The organism is Lysinibacillus phoenicis, assembly GCF_047238325.1.
GTDB lineage: Bacteria > Bacillota > Bacilli > Bacillales_A > Planococcaceae > Lysinibacillus > Lysinibacillus irui.
Window position 1 is genome coordinate 3,673,376 of record NZ_JBDFMP010000002.1, and the last position, 20,635, is coordinate 3,694,010.

At 39.4% G+C, this 20,635-nt stretch carries 18 protein-coding genes and 1 other RNA gene; 17 read left to right on the forward strand and 2 right to left on the reverse strand.

Annotated elements, in window-relative coordinates; translation table 11 throughout:
- Positions 1 to 61 precede the first annotated feature (61 nt).
- Both ABC382_RS19880 and ABC382_RS19885 read right to left on the reverse strand, forming a co-directional pair.
- On the reverse strand, positions 62 to 1,708 hold the full coding sequence (locus ABC382_RS19880; RefSeq protein WP_274794362.1) for an alkaline phosphatase: 1,647 nt from the start codon (positions 1,706 to 1,708) through the stop codon (positions 62 to 64).
- A 144-nt stretch (positions 1,709 to 1,852) separates the two neighbouring features.
- Positions 1,853 to 3,103, reverse strand: a complete 1,251-nt coding sequence (locus ABC382_RS19885) for a transglutaminase domain-containing protein (RefSeq protein ID WP_322611111.1) — start codon at positions 3,101 to 3,103, stop codon at positions 1,853 to 1,855.
- Between the two features lie 205 nt (positions 3,104 to 3,308).
- On the opposite strand from ABC382_RS19885, the gene secG reads away from it, so the two are divergent.
- The 17 genes from secG (at position 3,309) to ssrA (ending at position 20,526) form a co-directional block, all read left to right on the forward strand.
- The gene (gene secG / locus ABC382_RS19890) at positions 3,309 to 3,536 is read left to right on the forward strand and encodes a preprotein translocase subunit SecG (protein WP_008173196.1); all 228 of its coding nucleotides are present in this window, start codon (positions 3,309 to 3,311) and stop codon (positions 3,534 to 3,536) included.
- A gap of 169 nt (positions 3,537 to 3,705) precedes the next feature.
- Complete coding sequence (locus ABC382_RS19895) at positions 3,706 to 4,452, forward strand: alpha/beta hydrolase (RefSeq protein ID WP_322611110.1); 747 nt, start codon at positions 3,706 to 3,708, stop codon at positions 4,450 to 4,452.
- A gap of 38 nt (positions 4,453 to 4,490) precedes the next feature.
- Complete coding sequence (gene rnr, locus ABC382_RS19900; protein WP_274794359.1) at positions 4,491 to 6,959, forward strand: ribonuclease R; 2,469 nt, start codon at positions 4,491 to 4,493, stop codon at positions 6,957 to 6,959.
- Positions 6,960 to 7,029: 70 nt separating this feature from the next.
- Positions 7,030 to 7,494 (forward strand): SsrA-binding protein SmpB, encoded by a 465-nt coding sequence (smpB, locus tag ABC382_RS19905; protein WP_274794358.1) that lies wholly within the window; start codon positions 7,030 to 7,032, stop codon positions 7,492 to 7,494.
- A gap of 230 nt (positions 7,495 to 7,724) precedes the next feature.
- Positions 7,725 to 9,140: an FAD-binding oxidoreductase gene (locus tag ABC382_RS19910; RefSeq protein ID WP_322611109.1), complete on the forward strand. Its 1,416-nt coding sequence runs from the start codon at positions 7,725 to 7,727 to the stop codon at positions 9,138 to 9,140.
- The gene (locus ABC382_RS19915; protein ID WP_312505980.1) at positions 9,127 to 10,467 is read left to right on the forward strand and encodes a (Fe-S)-binding protein; all 1,341 of its coding nucleotides are present in this window, start codon (positions 9,127 to 9,129) and stop codon (positions 10,465 to 10,467) included. The genes ABC382_RS19910 and ABC382_RS19915 overlap by 14 nt, the downstream gene beginning before the upstream one ends.
- Positions 10,468 to 10,511: 44 nt before the next feature.
- Positions 10,512 to 11,612, forward strand: a complete 1,101-nt coding sequence (locus ABC382_RS19920; protein ID WP_322611108.1) for a CdaR family transcriptional regulator — start codon at positions 10,512 to 10,514, stop codon at positions 11,610 to 11,612.
- A 185-nt stretch (positions 11,613 to 11,797) separates the two neighbouring features.
- The gene (locus ABC382_RS19925; RefSeq protein WP_312505976.1) at positions 11,798 to 12,829 is read left to right on the forward strand and encodes a DctP family TRAP transporter solute-binding subunit; all 1,032 of its coding nucleotides are present in this window, start codon (positions 11,798 to 11,800) and stop codon (positions 12,827 to 12,829) included.
- Positions 12,830 to 12,840: 11 nt separating this feature from the next.
- On the forward strand, positions 12,841 to 13,338 hold the full coding sequence (locus ABC382_RS19930; RefSeq protein ID WP_312505974.1) for a TRAP transporter small permease: 498 nt from the start codon (positions 12,841 to 12,843) through the stop codon (positions 13,336 to 13,338).
- Positions 13,335 to 14,660, forward strand: coding sequence for a TRAP transporter large permease (locus ABC382_RS19935; RefSeq protein WP_274794352.1), 1,326 nt, complete (start codon positions 13,335 to 13,337; stop codon positions 14,658 to 14,660). The genes ABC382_RS19930 and ABC382_RS19935 overlap by 4 nt, the downstream gene beginning before the upstream one ends.
- A gap of 16 nt (positions 14,661 to 14,676) precedes the next feature.
- Complete coding sequence (locus ABC382_RS19940) at positions 14,677 to 15,423, forward strand: SDR family NAD(P)-dependent oxidoreductase (RefSeq protein WP_312505971.1); 747 nt, start codon at positions 14,677 to 14,679, stop codon at positions 15,421 to 15,423.
- On the forward strand, positions 15,416 to 15,892 hold the full coding sequence (locus ABC382_RS19945) for a PCC domain-containing protein (RefSeq protein ID WP_312505969.1): 477 nt from the start codon (positions 15,416 to 15,418) through the stop codon (positions 15,890 to 15,892). The genes ABC382_RS19940 and ABC382_RS19945 overlap by 8 nt, the downstream gene beginning before the upstream one ends.
- Before the next feature lie 13 nt (positions 15,893 to 15,905).
- Entirely contained in the window at positions 15,906 to 17,387 is a 1,482-nt protein-coding gene (locus ABC382_RS19950; protein WP_322611107.1) for a class I adenylate-forming enzyme family protein, read from the forward strand.
- Complete coding sequence (locus ABC382_RS19955; protein ID WP_322605846.1) at positions 17,384 to 18,517, forward strand: thiolase C-terminal domain-containing protein; 1,134 nt, start codon at positions 17,384 to 17,386, stop codon at positions 18,515 to 18,517. Before ABC382_RS19950 ends, ABC382_RS19955 begins: the two co-directional genes overlap by 4 nt.
- A gap of 3 nt (positions 18,518 to 18,520) precedes the next feature.
- Positions 18,521 to 18,829 carry a Zn-ribbon domain-containing OB-fold protein gene (locus ABC382_RS19960; RefSeq protein WP_322611105.1) on the forward strand — a complete coding sequence of 103 codons (309 nt, stop codon included), beginning with the start codon at positions 18,521 to 18,523 and terminating at the stop codon, positions 18,827 to 18,829.
- 213 nt (positions 18,830 to 19,042) lie between these two features.
- Positions 19,043 to 19,966: a DMT family transporter gene (locus tag ABC382_RS19965; protein ID WP_322611104.1), complete on the forward strand. Its 924-nt coding sequence runs from the start codon at positions 19,043 to 19,045 to the stop codon at positions 19,964 to 19,966.
- Positions 19,967 to 20,170: 204 nt separating this feature from the next.
- Positions 20,171 to 20,526: a transfer-messenger RNA gene (ssrA, locus tag ABC382_RS19970) on the forward strand.
- The last annotated feature ends 109 nt before the right edge of the window (positions 20,527 to 20,635 follow it).

Sequence of the window (20,635 nt, forward strand, 5' to 3'; positions counted from 1 at the left end):
TTTATGTAAAAGAAGCGCGAACATAAGGGAATAATCTCAACTTATGTTCGCGCCTTTGTTTTTATTTCACTGCATTGATCAGTTTTTTAGATACATAGAATTCAGAGCCATTATAGACGTTAATTGTATCAAATGTATGTGTTTTTGCAGTATTTGTGGATGTTTCCTCATAAATCATTGTGTTTTTATTGACTGGAATTTTCACAGTTACATCTGCTTTTTGAGCAATAAATGTTGGGTTTTCTTTATCCGATAAATCGATTTTTGTCGTATAGCCTTTATCCGTAAATGCTTTTGTTGCAGGGACATATAAATCATTTGTTAGTGTATTTAAGTCAAAGCCCATAAATTGTGCCATCGTATGAGCTAGATCCGTATTTTCAACTAGCCCTGTCAATTTAGAAGGTCCGAATGAATATAAAAACACATCTTCCCCTGTATGACCACCTGTTGTATAGCCAATGTTCGCGCGATTTGCTAACATCTTAACCATCTCACTGCCTAAGTCTTTTGCAGATTTCAATGTCGTTAGTTCATCCTCTGTTAACTGATCTAATCCATAAAGGGCAGCCACCTCTACTAAATTAGAGCGATCTTCTTTTAATTGGCTTAGTGCACCTTCAACAGTCATCGAAGCTTTTTTCAATGGATCAATATAAGCAGAGACAGGAATGCTTGAATAGGTGCTCGTTGTGTTGGCGTTCCCCATCGTAATTCCGCTATTTCCATGGTCTGTTACAGCAATTACTAATGTGTTGCCATCTTCCTTTGCAAAATCAACTGCTTCTTTTACTGCATCATCAAACGATAAGATATCGCTAATAATACCAATTGTATCGTTGGCATGTGCCGCCCAGTCAACCTTACTCCCTTCAACAAAAAGGAAGAAGCCGTCCTCATCCTTTTTTAGCGTATTAATCGCTTTATTAGTCATTTCAGCCAGTGTAGGCTCAGATGCTCTCGTTTTAGCACGATCTAAATCATAGGCGAGTGCGCTTGGTGCAAAGCTTCCCCAAATTTTAGAGGACTGACTATTCACTAGCTCATCACGAGTTTGAACGAGATCGTAATTTTTTTCTTTCAGTACATTTAGTAAATCCTCGCCATCCTTACGGGCATTTTTAGATGTGCCAGGTGACAACGATTCTAGCCCTCCACCTAAAACAACATCAATATTTTGATAGACTTGCTGTTCAGCAATATCCCCATATTGACTTCTATTATTAACATGTGCTGAAAAACCAGCTGGAGTAGCATGTTGAATTTCAGATGTAGAAATTAATCCGGTAGCCTTTCCTTGTTGTTTAGCTCCTTCGAGCACATTCGCTACAGGTTTGAAAGCATCCTCTTGAGTAATTTGTGCTAATCCAGGTGAATTAACCACCGATGGAAGCACACCTATATATTTATCGTTCGATTTATGGCCAGTTGCTAAAGCAGTAGCAGCGGGCGCAGAATCGGTAATGGCTGATTCTGCAGAATACGTGCGCATAGCACCTGATAAAATTTCATCCATTGCTAAGCTTTCACCTTTATACCAGCGAGAAAGGGTTACAGCATTATTACTGCTTCCGTCCATCACAAGCATAATGACATTTGTCGGCTTCTTTACATCAGCTGCTTGTACCTCTTGCTGTGGAATACTCACTGCGGATAAAGTTACTGCACTTGCTAGAAACAATGAAGTCCATTTTTTTGCGTATTTCATGATTTTCCTCCTTTAGGTGAATTCAATTGTAAGTGTAAAGGAAGGGTGTAAAGCTAGCGTTAAAAATTTGTTAATAAAATATGGTAATACTGTAAATGGTGGCATAGGAAGAAAGAAAAAAATCTGTGTGACATCACACAGATTTTATTGAAGTATTTGTTGATGCTGTGAGCCGTCGATCGTTTCGTAATATAAAATACCATCTTGGATCGTTAAATTAAGGACTTCATCTTCCACTAGTATTTCTTCAGAGCCGTCCTCGACTTTAATTTTTGTTAAATAACCAGCGTTGTCATAATCACTGCAATAGATGGAGTCATGATAAGTCGCTAAATAATAACAAGCTGTTTCAGTTATCTTTTTATGTTCATTGGTCGCTAAATTATAGGAATAAACCATATTATCTTTCATGCTATTATAATAAATCACATCAGCAACTGTATTGGCATACCACATATCATGCATAAAATCATAATCATTACTAGTAGCAGCAAAATAGTTTTCCGCTACCCATAAATGATCCTGGCTAAGCTTTTGATCATTGACTAAAAAATACTCGTAAGAAATCGCATAGGGTTCATCAGAGTCAACATCGTTCCAAGTTGTATCAAGATGATACCACTGGTCTTCGACACTAACTAAATTCCACGCATGTAGTTGATCCTCGCTATAGCCGTATACATATTTTGCATCAAGACCTGATGCTACTAATAAACGGTAAGCAAGTAAGGCATAGGCCTGGCATACCGCAGTTTTTTCACTAATCAATTCAAAAACCGTCTGTCCTTCCGTCGAGCCTTCTTCTGTATACGTGGCTAGTTGCACCACGTAATCATTAATGATTTTAGCTCGTTCGAAATCTGTCATTTCCTTCGTAATATGCTTGTCAGCAAAGGCTTCTACAAAGTGATCAACCTTTTGCTCCTTCCTGACATCTGTTAAATAATCAATCGACAATTCAACTAAATAGCCATCATCGATTTCCCAAGCCGTCCATTCATAGTCAAGAAAATAACCGGCTGTATAGGGGTCCACAAAGGTAAGCAAGCTATTTAAATCATTTAGTTGAACCTCAAAATCCTCAAAATCTAGCTTTCCTGTATAAGGGACTTGAAAGCGCTGTTCAAATGTTGCCACTTGCTTCTCGACTCTTTTGGTAAATTGTAATAATGCGGGATCATCTTTAAATAAAGATGTTGAGAATAAGTCTGTAGGCGAAAAAGAGGGGGATAATGCTTTACTCTCTGGCTGCTTCACATCATTTTTTGTTTCTTCTGCTAACGTCGTAGTTGTGTCATCCTCTTCTTCAAGCAGCAGGTCTATAGCTTTTGAGCATGCTGTAAGAAAGGGAATCATACAGCATAATAAAAGAAGAGTTATTATTTTTTTATTCAAGTTCTTTCCTCCGAGAAAATTTCATTTCTTCCATTATAATCTAATTAGAGGGTTGGCGATATCCACTAATAGTAGCAAAAGTCGACAAGTAGAGGGGCATGAAGCGGAAAAAAACTGTTAAACGTAAAGCTAAGTTTGTCATGGCAACCTTTTTTTGTTATAATATAGTCTGTTGTGATGTTTCAAAGTTCGGGAGGTGCAGTGAATGCATACAGTAGTATTAGTTTCATTAGTTATCGTATCATTAGCGTTAATCGTTGTGGTATTACTTCAATCTAGTAAAAGTGCAGGCTTATCAGGTGCCATCTCGGGTGGAGCTGAGCAACTATTTGGAAAGCAAAAAGCACGTGGTATGGATTTAATCCTTCATCGTGCAACAATTGTGTTAGCTATACTATTCTTTATTCTAGCAATCGCTATTACAAAAATCTAATAGTTGAAGATATATCGCCTAACCTAATTGGTTGGGCGTTTTCTTTTATCATAACTTAATGGAAGAATCTCTCTGTAACCTACTAACCAAATTATCAATCGCTTAGCATTATGGAGATGACTATAATGGGTATAGTAGAAATGAGTGTTTAGATGAAGGAGTGCTTACAATGAACAAATCATTATCACAGCCATTTTTCTTTCAAGCAGGACCACGTGCCGTTTTACTATTACATGGCTTTACAGGCAGCTCTGCAGACGTGCGTATGCTTGGTAGATTTTTAGAGAAAAAAGGGTATACTACTTTAGCACCTCACTATAAAGGCCACGGTGTGGAGCCGGAGGAACTGATCACAACAGGTCCAGCAGACTGGTGGCAGGATGTCGTAGCCGCCTACAAACAGTTACAGGATGCTGGCTATCAGGAAATTGCTGTTACAGGCCTCTCATTAGGTGGTGTTATGGCATTAAACGTTGCATTAAATAATCCTGTAAAAGGAATTGTCACAATGTGTGCACCCATGACAATGCGTACAACAGACGTTATGTTTGAGGGTGTTTTGAAATACGCTAGAGAATATAAGAAATTCCAAGGGAAACAGGATGACCAAATTGAAGCAGAAGTTTCGCTCATTGCTGAAAAGGGCATGCCGTCACTACAGGAGCTACGTGAATTTATTGCACGTACGCGACAAGAAATAGACATGATTTATGCGCCAATTTTTGTCGTTCAAGCTACAAATGATGAGGTAATAGAGACAGAATCTGCCAACATTATATATAATCAAACTGAGTCACTTGAAAAGCACATCAAGTGGTATGAAAACTCAAAACATGTTATTACACTAGATCAAGAAAAAGATCAATTACATGAAGACATTTATCGCTTTTTAGAAAGCCTAAATTGGGCACAATAAATTATAAATAGGATTTTCTCATGAAGGAGGGAATATGTATGAAAGACCAAAAAGATACACTACAAAGTCGTTTACTCGATTTCTTCGGTCAAGATGATTATAAACCATTAACTGTTGGTGAAATCGAGGAAGAATTCGGCTTTGAGGATGCGGAGGAATTTAAGGAGCTTGTAAAAACATTAGTCCGCATGGAAGGACAAGGCTTAGTTGTTCGTTCACGCTCCAATCGTTATGGCCTACCAGAGCGTATGAATTTACTAAGAGGTAAATTTATTGGGCATGCGAAGGGCTTCGGCTTTGTAACGCCTGATATTGAGGGCATGGACGATGTGTTCATTCCACCACATGAAATTAATGGTGCCATTAATGGAGACATCGTTTTAATTCGTGTTTTAAAGGAATCATTCGGAGATCGTCGCGAAGGTACTGTAACAAAGGTCGTTGAACGTGGTCAAACAAGCTTTGTTGGGACATTCCAAGCAAATCGAGGCTTCGGCTTTGTTGTCCTAGACGATAAAAAGCTACCAATGGATATCTTTATTGCTAAAGGGGATACATTAGGAGCTGTCGATGGACATAAGGTTGTTGTTGAGGTTGCGACATGGCCTGAGGATTTAAAATCGGCAACAGGCTATATTACTAAAATTTTAGGCCATAAAAATGATCCAGGTGTGGATATTTTATCGATATTATATAAGCATGACATCCCACCTGAATTCCCAGATGAAGTCATCACTGCGGCGCAACGTGTACCAGATGAAATTACAGAGGCTGATTTAGAAGGTCGCCGTGATTTACGTCATGAAACAATTGTGACGATTGATGGTGCAGATGCAAAGGACTTGGATGATGCGGTTACCGTAACGAAAAATGTCGATGGTACTTACAAGCTTGGCGTACATATTGCAGATGTAAGTTATTATGTAACGCAAGGCTCGGTTATTGACCTTGAAGCTTACGACCGTGCGACAAGTGTTTATTTAACAGACCGTGTTATACCGATGATTCCACATCGATTATCGAATGGTATTTGTTCTTTAAATCCACAGGTTGACCGTTTAACGCTATCCTGTGAAATGATCATTGATGCGAATGGTAATGTGATTTCACATGAAATTTTCCAAAGTGTGATTAAAACGACGGAACGTATGACGTATAGGGACGTTTACAAGATTTTAGAGGAGCAGGATGAGGCGCTAATTAAACGCTATGAGCCACTTGTTCCAATGTTTAAAAACATGGCAGAGCTCTCCAATATTTTACGTCGTAAACGTGAAATGCGAGGAGCCATTGACTTCGATTTTAAAGAATCTAAAGTTATTGTAAATGAAGAAGGATGGCCTGTAGATATTGAATTACGTGAACGTACAGTCGCCGAGAAATTAATTGAAGATTTCATGCTAGCTGCCAATGAAACCGTAGCGGAGCACTTCCACTGGATGAATGTACCGTTCCTATACCGTATTCACGAAGATCCAAAGCCTGAAAAGCTTCAACGCTTCTTTGAATTTGTCACGAATTTCGGTATTTTAATTAAAGGTACGGGTAATACCGTCCATCCAAAAGCGTTGCAGGATGTATTGAAAGCAATTGAAGGGATGCCAGAGGAGCCTGTTATTTCAACGATGCTATTACGCTCGATGCAGCAGGCAAAATATTATCCAGAAAGCCTTGGTCACTTTGGTTTATCAACGGATTTCTATACACACTTCACATCACCAATTCGCCGTTATCCTGATTTAATCGTACACCGTTTAATTCGTACGTATATAATTAATAAGGATACATCTAGAGAAACGATTGCCCAGTGGAGTATGGCAATGGATGAAATTGCTGATCACACATCTGAACGCGAACGCCGTGCTGTTGATGCAGAACGTGATACAGACGCTCTGAAAAAAGCACAATATATGTCCGACAAAATTGGCGAAGAATTCGAAGGAATTGTTTCATCGATTACAAACTTCGGTATTTTTGTGGAGCTACCAAACACGATTGAAGGACTTGTCCATATTAGCAATATGACAGATGATTACTACCGCTTCGATGATCGTCAAATGATTATGATCGGTGAACGAACGAATCGCCAATTCCGTATTGGTGATGAGGTGACCGTTCGTGTGGCTAATGTCATTATTGAGGAGTCATCGATTGACTTTGAAATCGTTGGAATGGTAACTTCATATGGACGAACACGCAAAGCAGCACCTACTGTAATCCATGCACGAAAAAATTACAGTGATAACAAAGGTGGCAGCAGTCGCAGAAGTACACGCAGTGATGAGGAACGAGGCAGTCGTGGTGGTAGTCGAAGAGGCCGTCGCCAAGAGGAAGAAAGAGGAAGTCGAAGCAGCAAACAAGGTGAACGCCGTGAAAGCGACCGTGATCCACGTGGACGCCGCAAAGATGACTCAAGCCCTGGACCTAAAAAACGCGTGAAACAAAAGCAAAAGTTCTATGAAGGCATTGCTAAAAAAGGCAAAAAGAAAAAATCAAAACGTAAATAAGCATGAGCGAAAGTATCTTTGTTGTGGATGCTTTCGCTCAAGCTCAACCTTTTAAGTAGAGGGTGAAAATATGGCAAAAGGTACTGGTAAAGTATTAGCACAAAACAAAAAAGCAGGCCATGACTACTTCATCGAAGAGACAATTGAAGCAGGCATGGTACTAACAGGCACAGAAATTAAATCTATCCGTGCAGGCAAAGTCCAACTTAAAGACTCCTTTGTTCGTGTCCGTAATGGCGAAGCATGGATCAATAATATGCACGTGAGCGCATTCGAACAAGGCAACCGCTTTAACCACGATCCACTACGTACCCGTAAGCTGTTGCTCCACAAAAAGCAAATCGGCGAGCTAGTCGGTGCTGTAAAACGTGACGGCTACACAATCGTCCCACTAAAAATGTACATCAAGGACGGCTACGCCAAGCTCCTCATCGGCGTCGGCAAAGGGAAAAAAGACTACGACAAGCGTAACGACATGCGCAAAAAAGAAGCCAAACGCGAAATGGAACGTGTCTTTAAGGAACGTCAGCGTTAGCAAAGCAGATGAGAAAGCAGGCAAGTGCCGAACTTTCTCATCTGCTTTTTACTATATTGAAGCAAAACCTTTTTAGAAGCTGTTTGGATTTATCCAACAGCTTCTTTTTTGGTCCTATAACACAAAAAAATTAAAATATAATCCCCTTTTTTATCTTCCAAGACATATGTTTAGAAAATTCCAACAATTAAAATTGTAGTAACTACATATTTCATTTCGAGGTGAGTCTTATGAATAAAACAGTTATCGAAAAAATTACGCACATTGTTGGTGAAAAATACATTAAAAGCTCAACTGCACAGCTTTTAGCATATTCCTATGATGCAACGGCAAATTTTCAGCGCTTACCTGATCTTGTCATTTCACCAGGGAATGCAGAGGAAATTGCTGAGGTAATTAAAGTATGTAATGAATATAAAATGTCAATTATTCCGCGAGGTTCTGGAACAAATCTTGCAGCAGGAACGGTGCCTTACGATGGGGGCGTAGTGATTTTATTTAATAGAATGGATCAAATTTTAAATTTCGATAAGGAAAATTTAACGATTACAGTCCAGCCTGGCATTATATCTGAGAATCTTTGTACATTCGTCGAAGCACATGGTTTATTTTACCCTCCTGATCCAAGCTCCATGAGAATTTCTACGATTGGTGGCAATGTTAGTGAAAACTCAGGTGGCTTGCGTGGCTTAAAATATGGTGTAACAAAGGATTATGTTAAAGGTCTACAAGTTGTTTTACCAAACGGGGATATTTTAGAAACAGGTGGCAAACTAGCAAAGGACGTAGCGGGCTATGACCTCACATCATTATTTGTTGGAGCAGAGGGAACATTGGGTGTCGTAACAGCGATTACTTTAAAGCTTATTCCGTTGCCACAATATAAAATGACGAGCATCGCATACTTTGAATCCTTAGAGGATGCAGCGAGAACAGTCTCCAGCATTATTGCCAATAAAATCATTCCCGTAACGCTAGAATTTCTTGATAAAAAAACAATTAGCGCCGTCGAGCAATATATGAAAATAGGACTCTCAACAGATGTAGAAGCAATGCTATTACTTGAGCAGGATGGTGAAATGCATCAAGTAGAACAAGATGTCAAAGAAATGGTACGAATCGCTGAAGAAAATGGAGCTCTCTTTACGCAAATTGCAAAAGATGCACAGGAAGCGGAGCAAATTAAAACAGCAAGACGTGTCGCATTATCAGCATTAGCAAAATTAAAACCGACAGTTATTTTAGAGGATGCCACAGTACCACGATCAGAGCTGGCCAAAATGGTGATGAGAATTAATGATATATCCGAAAAGTACAATGTCAATATTGCCACATTTGGTCATGCAGGGGATGGAAATTTGCATCCTACATGTTTAACAGACCTGCGAGATGAAGAGGAGATGCATCGTGTAGAAGCGGCATTTGCAGAAATTTTTGAGGCAGCACTGTCACTAGGTGGCACGATTACAGGGGAGCACGGTGTAGGTGAAATGAAAGCACCTTATTTAGAATGGAAAATTGGTCCTATCGGTATCAATGTAATGAAAAACATTAAGCAAACTTTCGATCCTAACCATATTATGAATCCTGGCAAAGTCTTTGCTAAAGAAACGAAGAAAAGAGTGGTGGTACATGGTGGTAACTAACGTACAACAGCAAATGCAGCAATCCTTCCAGACACATGTCGATGAAAATCTATTGCTAGACTGTATGAGATGCGGCTTCTGTTTGCCAAGCTGTCCGACATATCTTCACATGGAGCAGGATGAAGCACAATCACCACGTGGACGCATTGCCTTAATGAAGGCAGTACGTGACGGGATTGTACCTTTCGATGCATCTGTAGAACAATCATTCGATTTATGTTTAGGATGTCGCGCATGTGAGCCGGCATGTCCAGCTGGTGTACAGTATGGTGCTTTAATCGAGCAAACCCGTGAAGCCGTACAAGAGGTGAAGCAGTCAACCTTCGTAGAAAAAACGACAAGAAAAATTGTTTTCAATCATCTTTTCGTCAAGCAAAAAAATATGGAGCATGCAGTTAGTCTAGTGCATCTTTATCAAAAAACAGGTTTACAAAAAGCTGTACGGAAAATTGGCTTTTTAAATTTATTCCCAAAGCATTTAAAAACAATGGAGGCATCTTTACCACCAGTAGCTAAAAAGGTACAGCCATTAAAGAAGGTAAAAGCGGCTTCGATGAAGGTGGCCTTTTTTACAGGCTGTCTAATGGATACACTTTATAAGGAAACAAATGAAAAAACGGTGTCCTTGCTACAAATGCTTGGTGTTGATGTCGTTATTCCAGATAATCAAAGTTGCTGCGGGGCTCTCCATGGGCATAGTGGTGAGCTAAAGCGTGGTAAGCAAAACTTAATTCGTAATGTAGAGTTATTTGATTCAGATGATTATACCTATATTGTTAATAATGCAGGTGGTTGTGGTGCTTTCTTAAAGGAATATGAAAAGCACTTACATAGTGATGAACGCTATCGTGAAAAAGCAGTTCGATTTTCAGAGAAGACAATTGATATTTCAAGCCTGCTTGTCAAAGCTGGGCTACTGGATTATTTAGCAACCTTGCCACAGCAAGAAAACAAGACTCTTGTAACCTATCAGGATTCCTGCCATTTACGCAATGTTAATAAAGTCTTCAATGAGCCAAGAATGATTTTACAGGCCCTACCGAATGTGCACTTTAAAGAGCTGTCAAATGCCAATACATGCTGTGGTTCAGCAGGAATATATAATTTATTGCAGCCTGCGTCAGCAGGTAATATTTTAACTACAAAAATGGCTACGATTAAGGCGCTACAGCCTACAGTGATTGTCACAGCCAATCCAGGTTGCTTGCTGCAAATTCAATCTGGTATCCATAAAGAAAAGCTAGAAGCAAGCATGCAAGCCGCACATATTGTTGATTTTATCTACAAGAGCATAGAAAACTATAGTAAAATATCTAAAATATACTAAATTTTCAGTATAATCAGTATATTAGTCTCTATGGAGGTGGCACAATGTTTGATTTACAAATTATTGGAACAAAGATTGTTAGGGAGCTTGGAGAACTAATTGATCAACATGTCGTTGTAATCGATCATAACGGATTTATTATCGCCAGCACAGACATGTCGAGGATGAATCAATTTCATGAAGGTGCATTAATAGCGATGAAAAACAAAGAAGTTATGCATATGACGAAGGAGCTTTCAGCACAATTAAAGGGTGTGCGGGAGGGCCTCGTCATGCCATTAGTGATTGAGGATACTCCAATTGGAGTAATTGGTGTTACTGGACAACCATTTGAAATCGAAAAATATGGGAAGCTTGTCCAGAAAATTACACAGTTTTTTGTTGAAGATTTTTTAATGCACCGTAAAAAAGAACGAGAGACAAAAATGTTTGAGCTTTTCTTACTAGATTTATTAAATGGACAGGTAAATCAATTACTACTAGAGCAACGAGCTGAAATGCTAAATATTGAAACGGATCTTTATGATCGAGTGATTATTATTCAATTGAATAGGAGAATTGATGAAAAGGGGATGGATTATTTGCGTGCAATTCAAATAATCCATCCTCAACTACATATTTTTCAATGGAGCTTTGATAAGCTCGTTCTACTTGTACCAAAGGTCACTCGAATTCATTTAGAGCAAACGCTGCATTCATTTAACCGAAAGCTTGTAAAGCTCTATGATGACGAAATATTTATAGGTGTTGGCAATTCACATTCCTTTTTTGCACTAAATGAATCCTACAATGAAGCAAGTATTGCGCTAACGGTTGCTGTTGAAAATAGACAGATCGTGTTTGAGGAGGATTTGAAATTAGAGCTACTATTATCTGATCTCGATGAACAAAAGGTTGGCAATTTCATCTGCAGAACCATTGGCTCTTTAATAGAGGAGGAGGAATTAATATACAATCTAGAAATGTGGCTAAAAAGCAAAGGAGGTTTACAGGAAATTGCCGATGCGCTTCATATCCATAAAAACACTTTAAAATATCGACTAAAAAAAATAGAAAAGCTTTTAAATATTGATATTAATAATAATGAAAATAAATTGGAGTTAATGATTGCTATTTTACTGTTTCGAAAAAGAAAGAGTGTTTAAGTTTTAGGAGAGAAACTTGTCATTAAATACTTTAATATGCTGCTTTTTGTGTGGTTTTTATATGTTAGAGACAAAAATCGATCAATTATTTTATAATTTTTTATCCTCAAAGAATATATATTTAGATTTTTCGGAATTATAAAATAATTATTAAGTCTAACATAAAAAGAGTAGGGGGATATTTTATGAGGAAATTTTTAAAAGGGAGAAATCTACTTCTTGCAATGCTCTTAATCGTTTCAGCAATATTAGCTGCCTGTGGTGGTAGCAGTGGAGAGAGTGCTGATGCTGAAGGGAAGGAAAAGTCCTATAAATTAAAAATGTCAGTCACTGTATCAGATTCATCCACATGGTATGAGGCAGCCAAAAAACTGGCAGATGATATGGACAAAGAAACAGATGGTCGCATTAAAATTGAAGTGTTCACGAATGAGCAATTATCTGGTGGAGATTCAGGAAAGGCTGTTGAAGGCTTAGCAAAAGGATCAATCGATTTAACTTTTAACTCTACTATTATTTATTCGATTTTAGATCAACGCTTTGGTGTGGCAAGTGCACCTTTTTTACTTAAGGATCATTCTGAGGTAGATAAAGTGTTTAACGGGGAAGGTGGAGAAAAGCTTAAAGAACTTTTAGCTGAAAAGGGTGTACAGGCTTTAGGATATGGTGAAAATGGCTTCCGTCAAATAACGAACAGTAAGCGTGAAATTAAACTACCAGAAGACTTAAATGGATTAAAGATTCGTATACCTGGTATTACGATGTACACAGATTTATATCGTTCATTAGGAACAGATCCTTCAACCATGACATTCTCAGAAGTGTTTACAGCGTTACAGCAAGGAACAATTGATGGTCAAGAAAACCCTATTGATGTAATTGCTTCGTCAAAGCTAGAGGAAGTTCAAGATTATTTAACATTATGGAACTATTCCTATGACCCATTAGTGTTAGGTATGAATAAAAAGCTATACGATTCTTTAAGCGATGCAGACCGTGAATTATTCGATCGTTTAGGGAAAGAAGCAGCTGCTTATCAAGTAAAAATTGCACGCGAAAAAGAAGCGTCACAAATTGAAGATTTAAAGTCAAAAGGAATGAATGTCTATACGCCAACAGAAGAGGAATTGGAGGCGTTTAAAAAAGTCGTTCAGCCTGTATATGATAAATATACAGATATTTGGGGAGAAGATTTACTGAAAGCGTTTACGCCATAGGGGGGAAACATATGAAGTTCTTAGACTACTTTGAAGAGATTGTATTAAGCGTTACATTTGCTGCGATTACATTTATTACATTTGTAAACATTGTTTCTCGCAATGTAGTCAATTTATCCCTTTCGTTTACAGAGGAAATCACAGTTAATCTGTTAGTATTACTGACATTTGTTGGTACAGCCTTAGGTGTGCGTAGATACGCTCACCTTGGTTTTACCTTGTTGTTCGATAAAGGGAATAAGCTGACAAAAAAGGCGATTGTAATTATTTCATCTTTAGCAAGTGGTGTATTGTTTGCAGTATTGCTTTATTACGGAATGGATATGGTATTGTTCCAAATGCAGATTAATCAAACGACACCGGCCTTAGGTATGCCGCAGTGGATTTTATCTTCTGCCTTACCATTAGGTGCATTACTATGTTTAATTCGTACAGTTCAAGCGATGGTCGAAGAATATAAAGCGGTAAGTAATGAAGAGAATGGAGCGAAAGGGGATGAGCTAGTATGACAGCATTATTACTTTTTGGCTCCTTTATCGTGCTCGTATTTTTAAGGGTACCCATTGCTGCGTCCTTAGCAGTAGCTTCAATGGTAGTCCTATTTACATCACAAGGGCTATCAGGATTTGAAGCATTAACGGATATTATGTATACAAGTGTAGCTAAGTTTACGCTATTAGCGATTCCATTCTTTATTTTAGCGGGTGTCATTATGGACCATATTGGAATCTCCAAGCGTTTAATTGACTTTGCACAAACATTAGTAGGGCATCGAAAAGGTGGCATTGTACTTGTAACTGTATTAGTCGCGATTTTCTTTGCTGCTATTTCAGGGTCTGGCCCCGCAACAGTTGCTGCAATTGGAGGTATTTTAATTCCGGCAATGGTGAAAAACGGCTACCGCAAAGAAACTGCTGGAGGATTAGTGGCGAGTGCTGGTGCAATTGGCATTATTATTCCCCCATCGATCGCCTTCATTATTTTTGCAGTCGTAGCAGGCGATCAAATCCCTATTACGATTAATCGACTTTTTATGGCTGGGGTTATACCAGGTATTTTAGTAGGGATCGGTTTATTTATCGCTGGGATGTATGTCCGCAAACGTGATATTCAAAAGGGTATTTTTAATGACTCTGTAGAAGCAGCTATGAAAAAAAGCACAGGAAAAGAACGGTGGGAAGCATTTATTAAAGCACTTCCTGGATTAATGATTCCTGTTATTATTTTAGGTGGAATTTATGGTGGCTTTTTCACACCAACAGAAGCGGCAGTAATTGCTGTTGTATATGGATTAGTTGTAGGACTGTTCATTCACCGAAAAGGCTACATAAAAATGATGTACCGTATTTTTATTGAATCGGCGTTACAAACAGCTGTTGTGATGATTATCGTAAGTGCAGCCTCTGTCTTTGCCTATATTGTCACAACAGAGCAAATTGCCTCAACTATTTCAAATACGGTTTTAGGTTTAACAGATAATAAAATCATTATTTTACTACTAGTCAACATTATTTTATTAATTGCAGGTGCATTTATTGATGCCATTTCAGCATTTTATATTTTCGTTCCGATATTACTTCCGATTATGTTAATGCTCGATGTAGATCCGGCTGTATTTGGCGTGTTCATGACGATTAACTTAGCAATCGGCTTATTTACACCACCTGTCGGGTTAAATTTATATGTTGCCGCAAGTATGTCAAAGACTAATATTATTCAAATTTCAAAAGGGGTCGTGCCGTTTATTGTTGCTTCGATTATCGTCTTATTACTTGTAACGTATATACCTTCTCTATCAACATTTTTACCAGATTTATTAAATATTAAGTAGCAAAGGGGAAATGATTATGACATTAAAAGATGATGTAGCGATTGTTACAGGAGCGGCAAGTGGTATTGGACAGGCAGTTGCAGTTCAGCTTTCAAAGCAAGGGGTACATGTTGTATTAGTTGACTTAAATTCATGTGAGGCAACAATTGAAAAACTAGCACATGATAGCTATTTAGAGTGTTTGGGGGATATTCGCGATGCGGAATTTGTCAAAGCAACAGTCAACCGAACAGTAGAAAAATATGGAGAGATTCATATTTTGGTGAACAATGCTGGTACATGTAGTCGCAAAAATATTGAAACGATGACATTTGAGGACTGGTCACGTGATCTGGATACGAACTTAAAGGCAACATTTATGTTTACACAGGCATGTGTGTACCCACATATGAAGGATGCACAATATGGTCGCATTATTAATATTAGCTCAGTATCGGGCATAAACGGTGGTGTTACATCTGGTGAGGATGGTACAGGTCGCTCAGGCCCAGCGTATGCAGCATCGAAAGGCGGGGTAATTGCCCTAACGAAATGGGTAGCAAAGGAGCTGGGACCTTTCAATATTACTTGTAACTCCGTTGCACCAGGCGCAACCTTAACAGCTATTACAACGGGGGTTCCATACAATTTAGATCAGCAGGTTATTAAGCGTATTGGTACACCTGATGATATTGCAAGTGCTGTCTTATACTTTGCATCTAGGGAGGCTAGCTATGCGACTGCTCAGGTGTTAAAGGTAGATGGAGGGATTAGTATTGGATAATTCTCGGTGGCAAGCTTTGTATGACCGACCTACGGATAGAATTATCGGCAGATTGAAAGCAGGAACGGATTTATTTACAGGGATGAAAGAGATTTGCAATCACTTTGGTGTCAGGGGCGGGCAGTTTCAATGCATGGGGTCCTTAAAGCAGGCGACCTATGTCCAAGTTCAGCGAGGTGAAAAGCAGGGGACCATCGTTTATTCACCAAAACGGCAAACAACATCTCCGGTCGAACTTATTTCAGGTTTAGGCTTTATTGGGATAGATATGGAGACGAATGATTTAGATATTCATTTCCATGGATCTTTTGTGGATTGTGATCAACATTTTTCTGGTGGTCATTTTCTTGAAGGAGAAAATGAAATCGCTATCACAGTCGAATTTATACTCTATCCATTAAAAGAGGCCATACCGAAAAGACGAAAGGATGACCAATTTGGGGTTCTAATTTTTCATTTTGATGAATAGGGGGGAAAGATAAATGAGTACAATTGGCCAACTAGCACTGAAATCAGCTCGAGCGTATCCAGATAAAATAGCAGTTAAATTCAAAAACCGTGCGATTTCCTATGCTGAATTAATGGAACGTGCCTATGCACTAACAGCATATTTTAAAAGCCTGAACTTACAAAAGGGAGAGCGCGTAGGTATCTTAATGTCCAATCGATTAGAGCATATAGAGCTAGATGTAGCTGTTTCTTTATATGGTCTTATTAAAGTACCGCTGAATTACCGCTTGCATCCGAAAGAGCATAATTATCAGGTGAAGGATTCAGGTATGAGTCTGATTATTGGTGAAAAGTCATTAATTGATCCGATGCAAATTGATTTTCCAATTCTTAATTGTGGAGAACCGTATGAGCAAGTAGTGAAACAATTTAAAGGCCAGTCCCATGAAAATGAAGTAGATGAGAATGATACAATGGCCATTATGTATACTTCTGGAACGACAGGTAATCCGAAGGGCGTTATGCTATCACATCGCAATATGGTCAGTGGAGCTCTGTCATTAGCAATGGCGTGTGAGGTTGATTATAAAGATATGCTCGGTCACGTTGCACCACTCACACACGGGGCAAACTTTTTAAGTCACGTGGCATGGCTCTATGGCTTAACACAAGTTGTCTACGATAAATTTGAGCCAGAGCAATTTGTTCATTTATTAGAGAGGGACCGTATTTCAATCATTTTCCTAGTACCAACGATGGTCAACCTAATGATTCAGCACGAGCAGTTCAACCCACAGAAGCTTCGTACCATTAAATCGATTAATATGGCAGGTTCACCCATTGCTGCTGCAAAGTTACAAGAGGCACTAGATAAAGTAGGGACAAAATTTGTAGAAACCTATGGTCAAGTAGAAGGGCCGATGTGCATTTCTATGATGCCACGCGAGGATTTACCATCTAGACTTGATTCATGTGGTAGAGTTGGACCATTTGTTGATGTGAAAATCGTGGATGCTGAGGGCAATGAATGTCCAGTAGGAGAAATAGGTGAAATTACAGCAAAGGGTCCGCTTATTATGCAAGGCTATTGGAATAACGAAAAGGCGACAGCAGAAACATTGCGTGACGGCTGGCTTCATACAGGCGATTTAGGCAAACTAGATGAGCATGGCTACCTATATATCGTTGACCGCAAGAAGGAGGTCATTATTTCAGGTGGCGTTAATATCTATCCTCGAGAAGTAGAGGAAGTGTTAAACAAGCATGAATTCGTCAAGGAAACATGTGTAATTGGTATTCCAGATGACAAATGGGGCGAATCCATTGTCGCATATGTCGTGCCAAACGGGCGTGGAGAAATTGAGAAGGATGCCTTAATCGAGCTTTGCCAGCAACATTTAGCAAGCTTTAAAAAGCCAAAGGAAATTTTCGTAGTAGAGTCCCTACCAAAAAGCTCCTACGGAAAGATTTTAAAACGCGAGCTAGTAAAAATGCATATGGAGGTGACACAATGACCGTATATGTTCATAGTGTAAGCATGACGAAGTTCGGTAACAATGAAAATGCTTCATTGAAGGATTTAATGCTCACTGCTAGTCGGGAGGCACTAGATGAGGCAAGAGACCTAAAAATTGATGCGGTTTTTGTTGGCAACTACATGGGAGGTAGCTTAGTCAATCAAGAGATTCTAGGCGCGATTGTAGCAAATGACTTGGGGCTCGGTCCTATTCCTACAGCTAAATTAGAGGGCGCCTGTGCATCAGGTGGTATTGCGTTACGACAAGGTATTTTAGGTATTTTAAGTGGCGAATATGAAAGCGTTTTAGTTGTCGGTGTAGAAAAAATGAAGCATGCGCCAACCGCCACTGTAACGCAATTTATTAACTCTGCAATGGATCAGACGACAAACGAACGTTATGCGGGTCTAACCTTCCCAGGATTTTTTGGCGTAGTCGCAAACCGCTACTTTCATGAGACAGGTGCAAATAAATCCCATTTAGCAAAATTAGCGTTAAAAAACCGTGAAAATGCATTACAAAATCCACTAGCCCAATTCCAAAAACCAGCAACACTCGAAGAAATAATGAACGCACGCATGATTACCGATCCACTTGGCTTATTCGATTGTTCACCGATTACAGATGGAGCAGCAGCAGTAGTGTTATCTCGTAAGCCATCGGATATTAAAATAGTAGCTTCAGCACAAGCTTCAGGACCGACGATGATGCAGGATGCTATTGATTTATTATCATTACCAGCTATTCGTATATCAGGTCAGCAAGCCTATGAAAAAGCAGGGGTTGGTCCTGAGGATATAGATGTTGTGGAAATTCACGATTGCTTCTCGATGACTGAAATGCTCGCCATTGAAGAGCTCGGTTTTTTCCCGAAATTAGAAGGCTGGCTAGCTATTGAGCAAGGGAAAACGCGCGTGAACGGAGAAAAGCCTGTTAATACAAGCGGAGGTCTTTTATCGAGAGGACATCCTATTGGCGCAACAGGTGTGGCGCAGTTTTACCAATTAGTACTGCAATTACGCGGACATGCACCAAACCAGCTCGAAAAACGACCACGACTAGCACTTGCACAAAATTTAGGTGGCACTGGTTCTTATTCGGTTGTCCACATATTAGAAAGGGTGTAGCAGATGAAAGTTTATGAATGCTGTGGTGTGGAGTCAGTAACGAAAAAAGTGTATTGCAGCACTTGCCGCCAAGAAATCAAAAACGAACGAGAAGTCCCAGATGAGGGAACCGTGTATAGCTTTACGGTCATTCACATTGCACCCGCAGAGTACGCCCATTTGGCACCGTATACCGTGGCACTAGTACAGCTAAAGGATTCAACAGCCAAGCTAACAGTGCGCATTCAAGAAAGTGTACAAATCGGTGACCTCGTACAGCTTGATGAAATGAAAGATGGAACATACATTTATCAAAAGGTGAGGACTGCTTAACGAGGGGTATGAAGTATGGTAGGCTGTTTGGAAGGCGATGTCTTTCCTGACAGCCTACTTTCTTATGAATAGTCGATTAGACTTTTTATAAATCTTCCTTTATTGAGGCAGAATTTCAATTTGGGTCTTGCTGCAGGTGATAGCCTGTCCCATAGAACGTAGAAGATAATGAGACTTCTTATCATGCGCTCGAATAAAACAGGAGGTGATGACTTGGCAAATGCAAAGGTTTATTCCATTTTAGTTTTCGTTATGTTTCTTTGGGGAATGAATGTTACATGGCTGAAAGTAATTGTCTCCAACGGCGATCCATTAACGATACAAACGGCCCGCATTTTTCTTGCTGCTCTTACGATTTTTATTATTTTAAAGCTAACGAAGCAACCGCTTTATGTAAAAGGAATGCCATTTAAGTACATATTCATTGGTTGTTTTTTCGGCGTCATTTGTCACCACGTCTTTTTAGCATATGGCATCGTTCAAACAACAGCCATGAAAACGGCCATTATTAGTGGCCTAAGTCCACTTTTCACGGCTCTCATTGCCGTACTATTTAAAGACACGGTTATGACAAAATCTAAATTAATTGGCTTTGCACTTGGAGGAGTTGGCGTGCTATTCGCAGTGGTGGACGACATTACCGAGCTAACGAATTTACAGCTAGGTGATTTTCTCGTGTTTATGTCATTCTTTTTGCAGGCATTTAGCTTTATCGCAATTCGTCGTGCCACTGAAGTCATTTCACCTATGCTGATGACAGGCTGGATGCTACTTATTGGCTCATCCATCTTATTAATTTTCACATTCGCTACAAGCTTCCGAAGCTACGGGGCATTTGTATCCTTCAGTCCGTTCATATGGCTCGTATTTTTCATGTCTGCTATTTTAGCTACTTCGATCGGACATACACTATATAATTTATGTATAAAACACATTGGTGCAGCGGAATCCGCTATTTTTGTGAATTTCAATACCATATTCGCACTAATTGGAGCGGCCTTATTTTTACATGAAATCATTACACTTCAGCAATTTATAGGCAGTTTAATTATTATTTCAGGCGTTATAATCGGCACAAGCAATTTAGAGGAAAGACTGCTTCAAAGGAAAAAAAATCGCGATAAACTAGAGTGTTAGAAAAGTAGAGGTGTTCAGCATTTCCTTGGCTTCTAATAAGAATGTTTTAGTTGGTGATCTAGCTTATTCAGTGTCTCTACTTGATATTTTAAGCTCTTTATCTTATAATAGTACTACATGCCAGTGAGCATCTACTCATACGATGTTCATTTACAACCTGCATTATGCAGCGTTGTCCGAACGGTTTATAACCGGATTATATCCGGGGACGTTACGGATTCGACAGGGATGGTTCAAGCTTTGGTCGCGCGTCGGAGGGCTCGGCTCCGTCATCAACGACAGTTATATAATAACTGGCAAACAACAAAACTTAGCTTTCGCAGCGTAAGCTCTTAAGCGCTCTGCCTCTCTATCGCCCATGTAGAGAACGTAGGGCCCAACTTTAGTGGGATACGGTCGATGGTGCCACCTGAGTCATCGGCAAGAGATTTCCAGGTTAGCGTACAGGACGCCTGTTTGTCGGCATAATGTTACGTGAATCGTAAATAGGCAAACTACACGCGTAGAAGCTGAAGTATTGGAGTTTCTGGACGCGGGTTCGACTCCCGCCGTCTCCATACATAAAGTGGCTACAAACGTAGTCATATCAACGATTTTAAGACTAGGGATATTGAACGGGAGTTGAACTCTTGTGCAATATCCCTTTTCTTATCCCTACATATTTTTACT

Bases quoted from the DNA above. Each gene is read 5' to 3' on its own strand.
- ABC382_RS19880 (WP_274794362.1), bottom strand. From the start codon at position 1,708: ATGAAATACGCAAAAAAATGGACTTCATTGTTTCTAGCAAGTGCAGTA.
- secG (WP_008173196.1), top strand. From the start codon at position 3,309: ATGCATACAGTAGTATTAGTTTCATTAGTTATCGTATCATTAGCGTTA.
- ABC382_RS19895 (WP_322611110.1), top strand. From the start codon at position 3,706: ATGAACAAATCATTATCACAGCCATTTTTCTTTCAAGCAGGACCACGT.
- rnr (WP_274794359.1), top strand. From the start codon at position 4,491: ATGAAAGACCAAAAAGATACACTACAAAGTCGTTTACTCGATTTCTTC.
- smpB (WP_274794358.1), top strand. From the start codon at position 7,030: ATGGCAAAAGGTACTGGTAAAGTATTAGCACAAAACAAAAAAGCAGGC.
- ABC382_RS19910 (WP_322611109.1), top strand. From the start codon at position 7,725: ATGAATAAAACAGTTATCGAAAAAATTACGCACATTGTTGGTGAAAAA.
- ABC382_RS19915 (WP_312505980.1), top strand. From the start codon at position 9,127: ATGGTGGTAACTAACGTACAACAGCAAATGCAGCAATCCTTCCAGACA.
- ABC382_RS19920 (WP_322611108.1), top strand. From the start codon at position 10,512: ATGTTTGATTTACAAATTATTGGAACAAAGATTGTTAGGGAGCTTGGA.
- ABC382_RS19925 (WP_312505976.1), top strand. From the start codon at position 11,798: ATGAGGAAATTTTTAAAAGGGAGAAATCTACTTCTTGCAATGCTCTTA.
- ABC382_RS19930 (WP_312505974.1), top strand. From the start codon at position 12,841: ATGAAGTTCTTAGACTACTTTGAAGAGATTGTATTAAGCGTTACATTT.
- ABC382_RS19935 (WP_274794352.1), top strand. From the start codon at position 13,335: ATGACAGCATTATTACTTTTTGGCTCCTTTATCGTGCTCGTATTTTTA.
- ABC382_RS19940 (WP_312505971.1), top strand. From the start codon at position 14,677: ATGACATTAAAAGATGATGTAGCGATTGTTACAGGAGCGGCAAGTGGT.
- ABC382_RS19950 (WP_322611107.1), top strand. From the start codon at position 15,906: ATGAGTACAATTGGCCAACTAGCACTGAAATCAGCTCGAGCGTATCCA.
- ABC382_RS19955 (WP_322605846.1), top strand. From the start codon at position 17,384: ATGACCGTATATGTTCATAGTGTAAGCATGACGAAGTTCGGTAACAAT.
- ABC382_RS19960 (WP_322611105.1), top strand. From the start codon at position 18,521: ATGAAAGTTTATGAATGCTGTGGTGTGGAGTCAGTAACGAAAAAAGTG.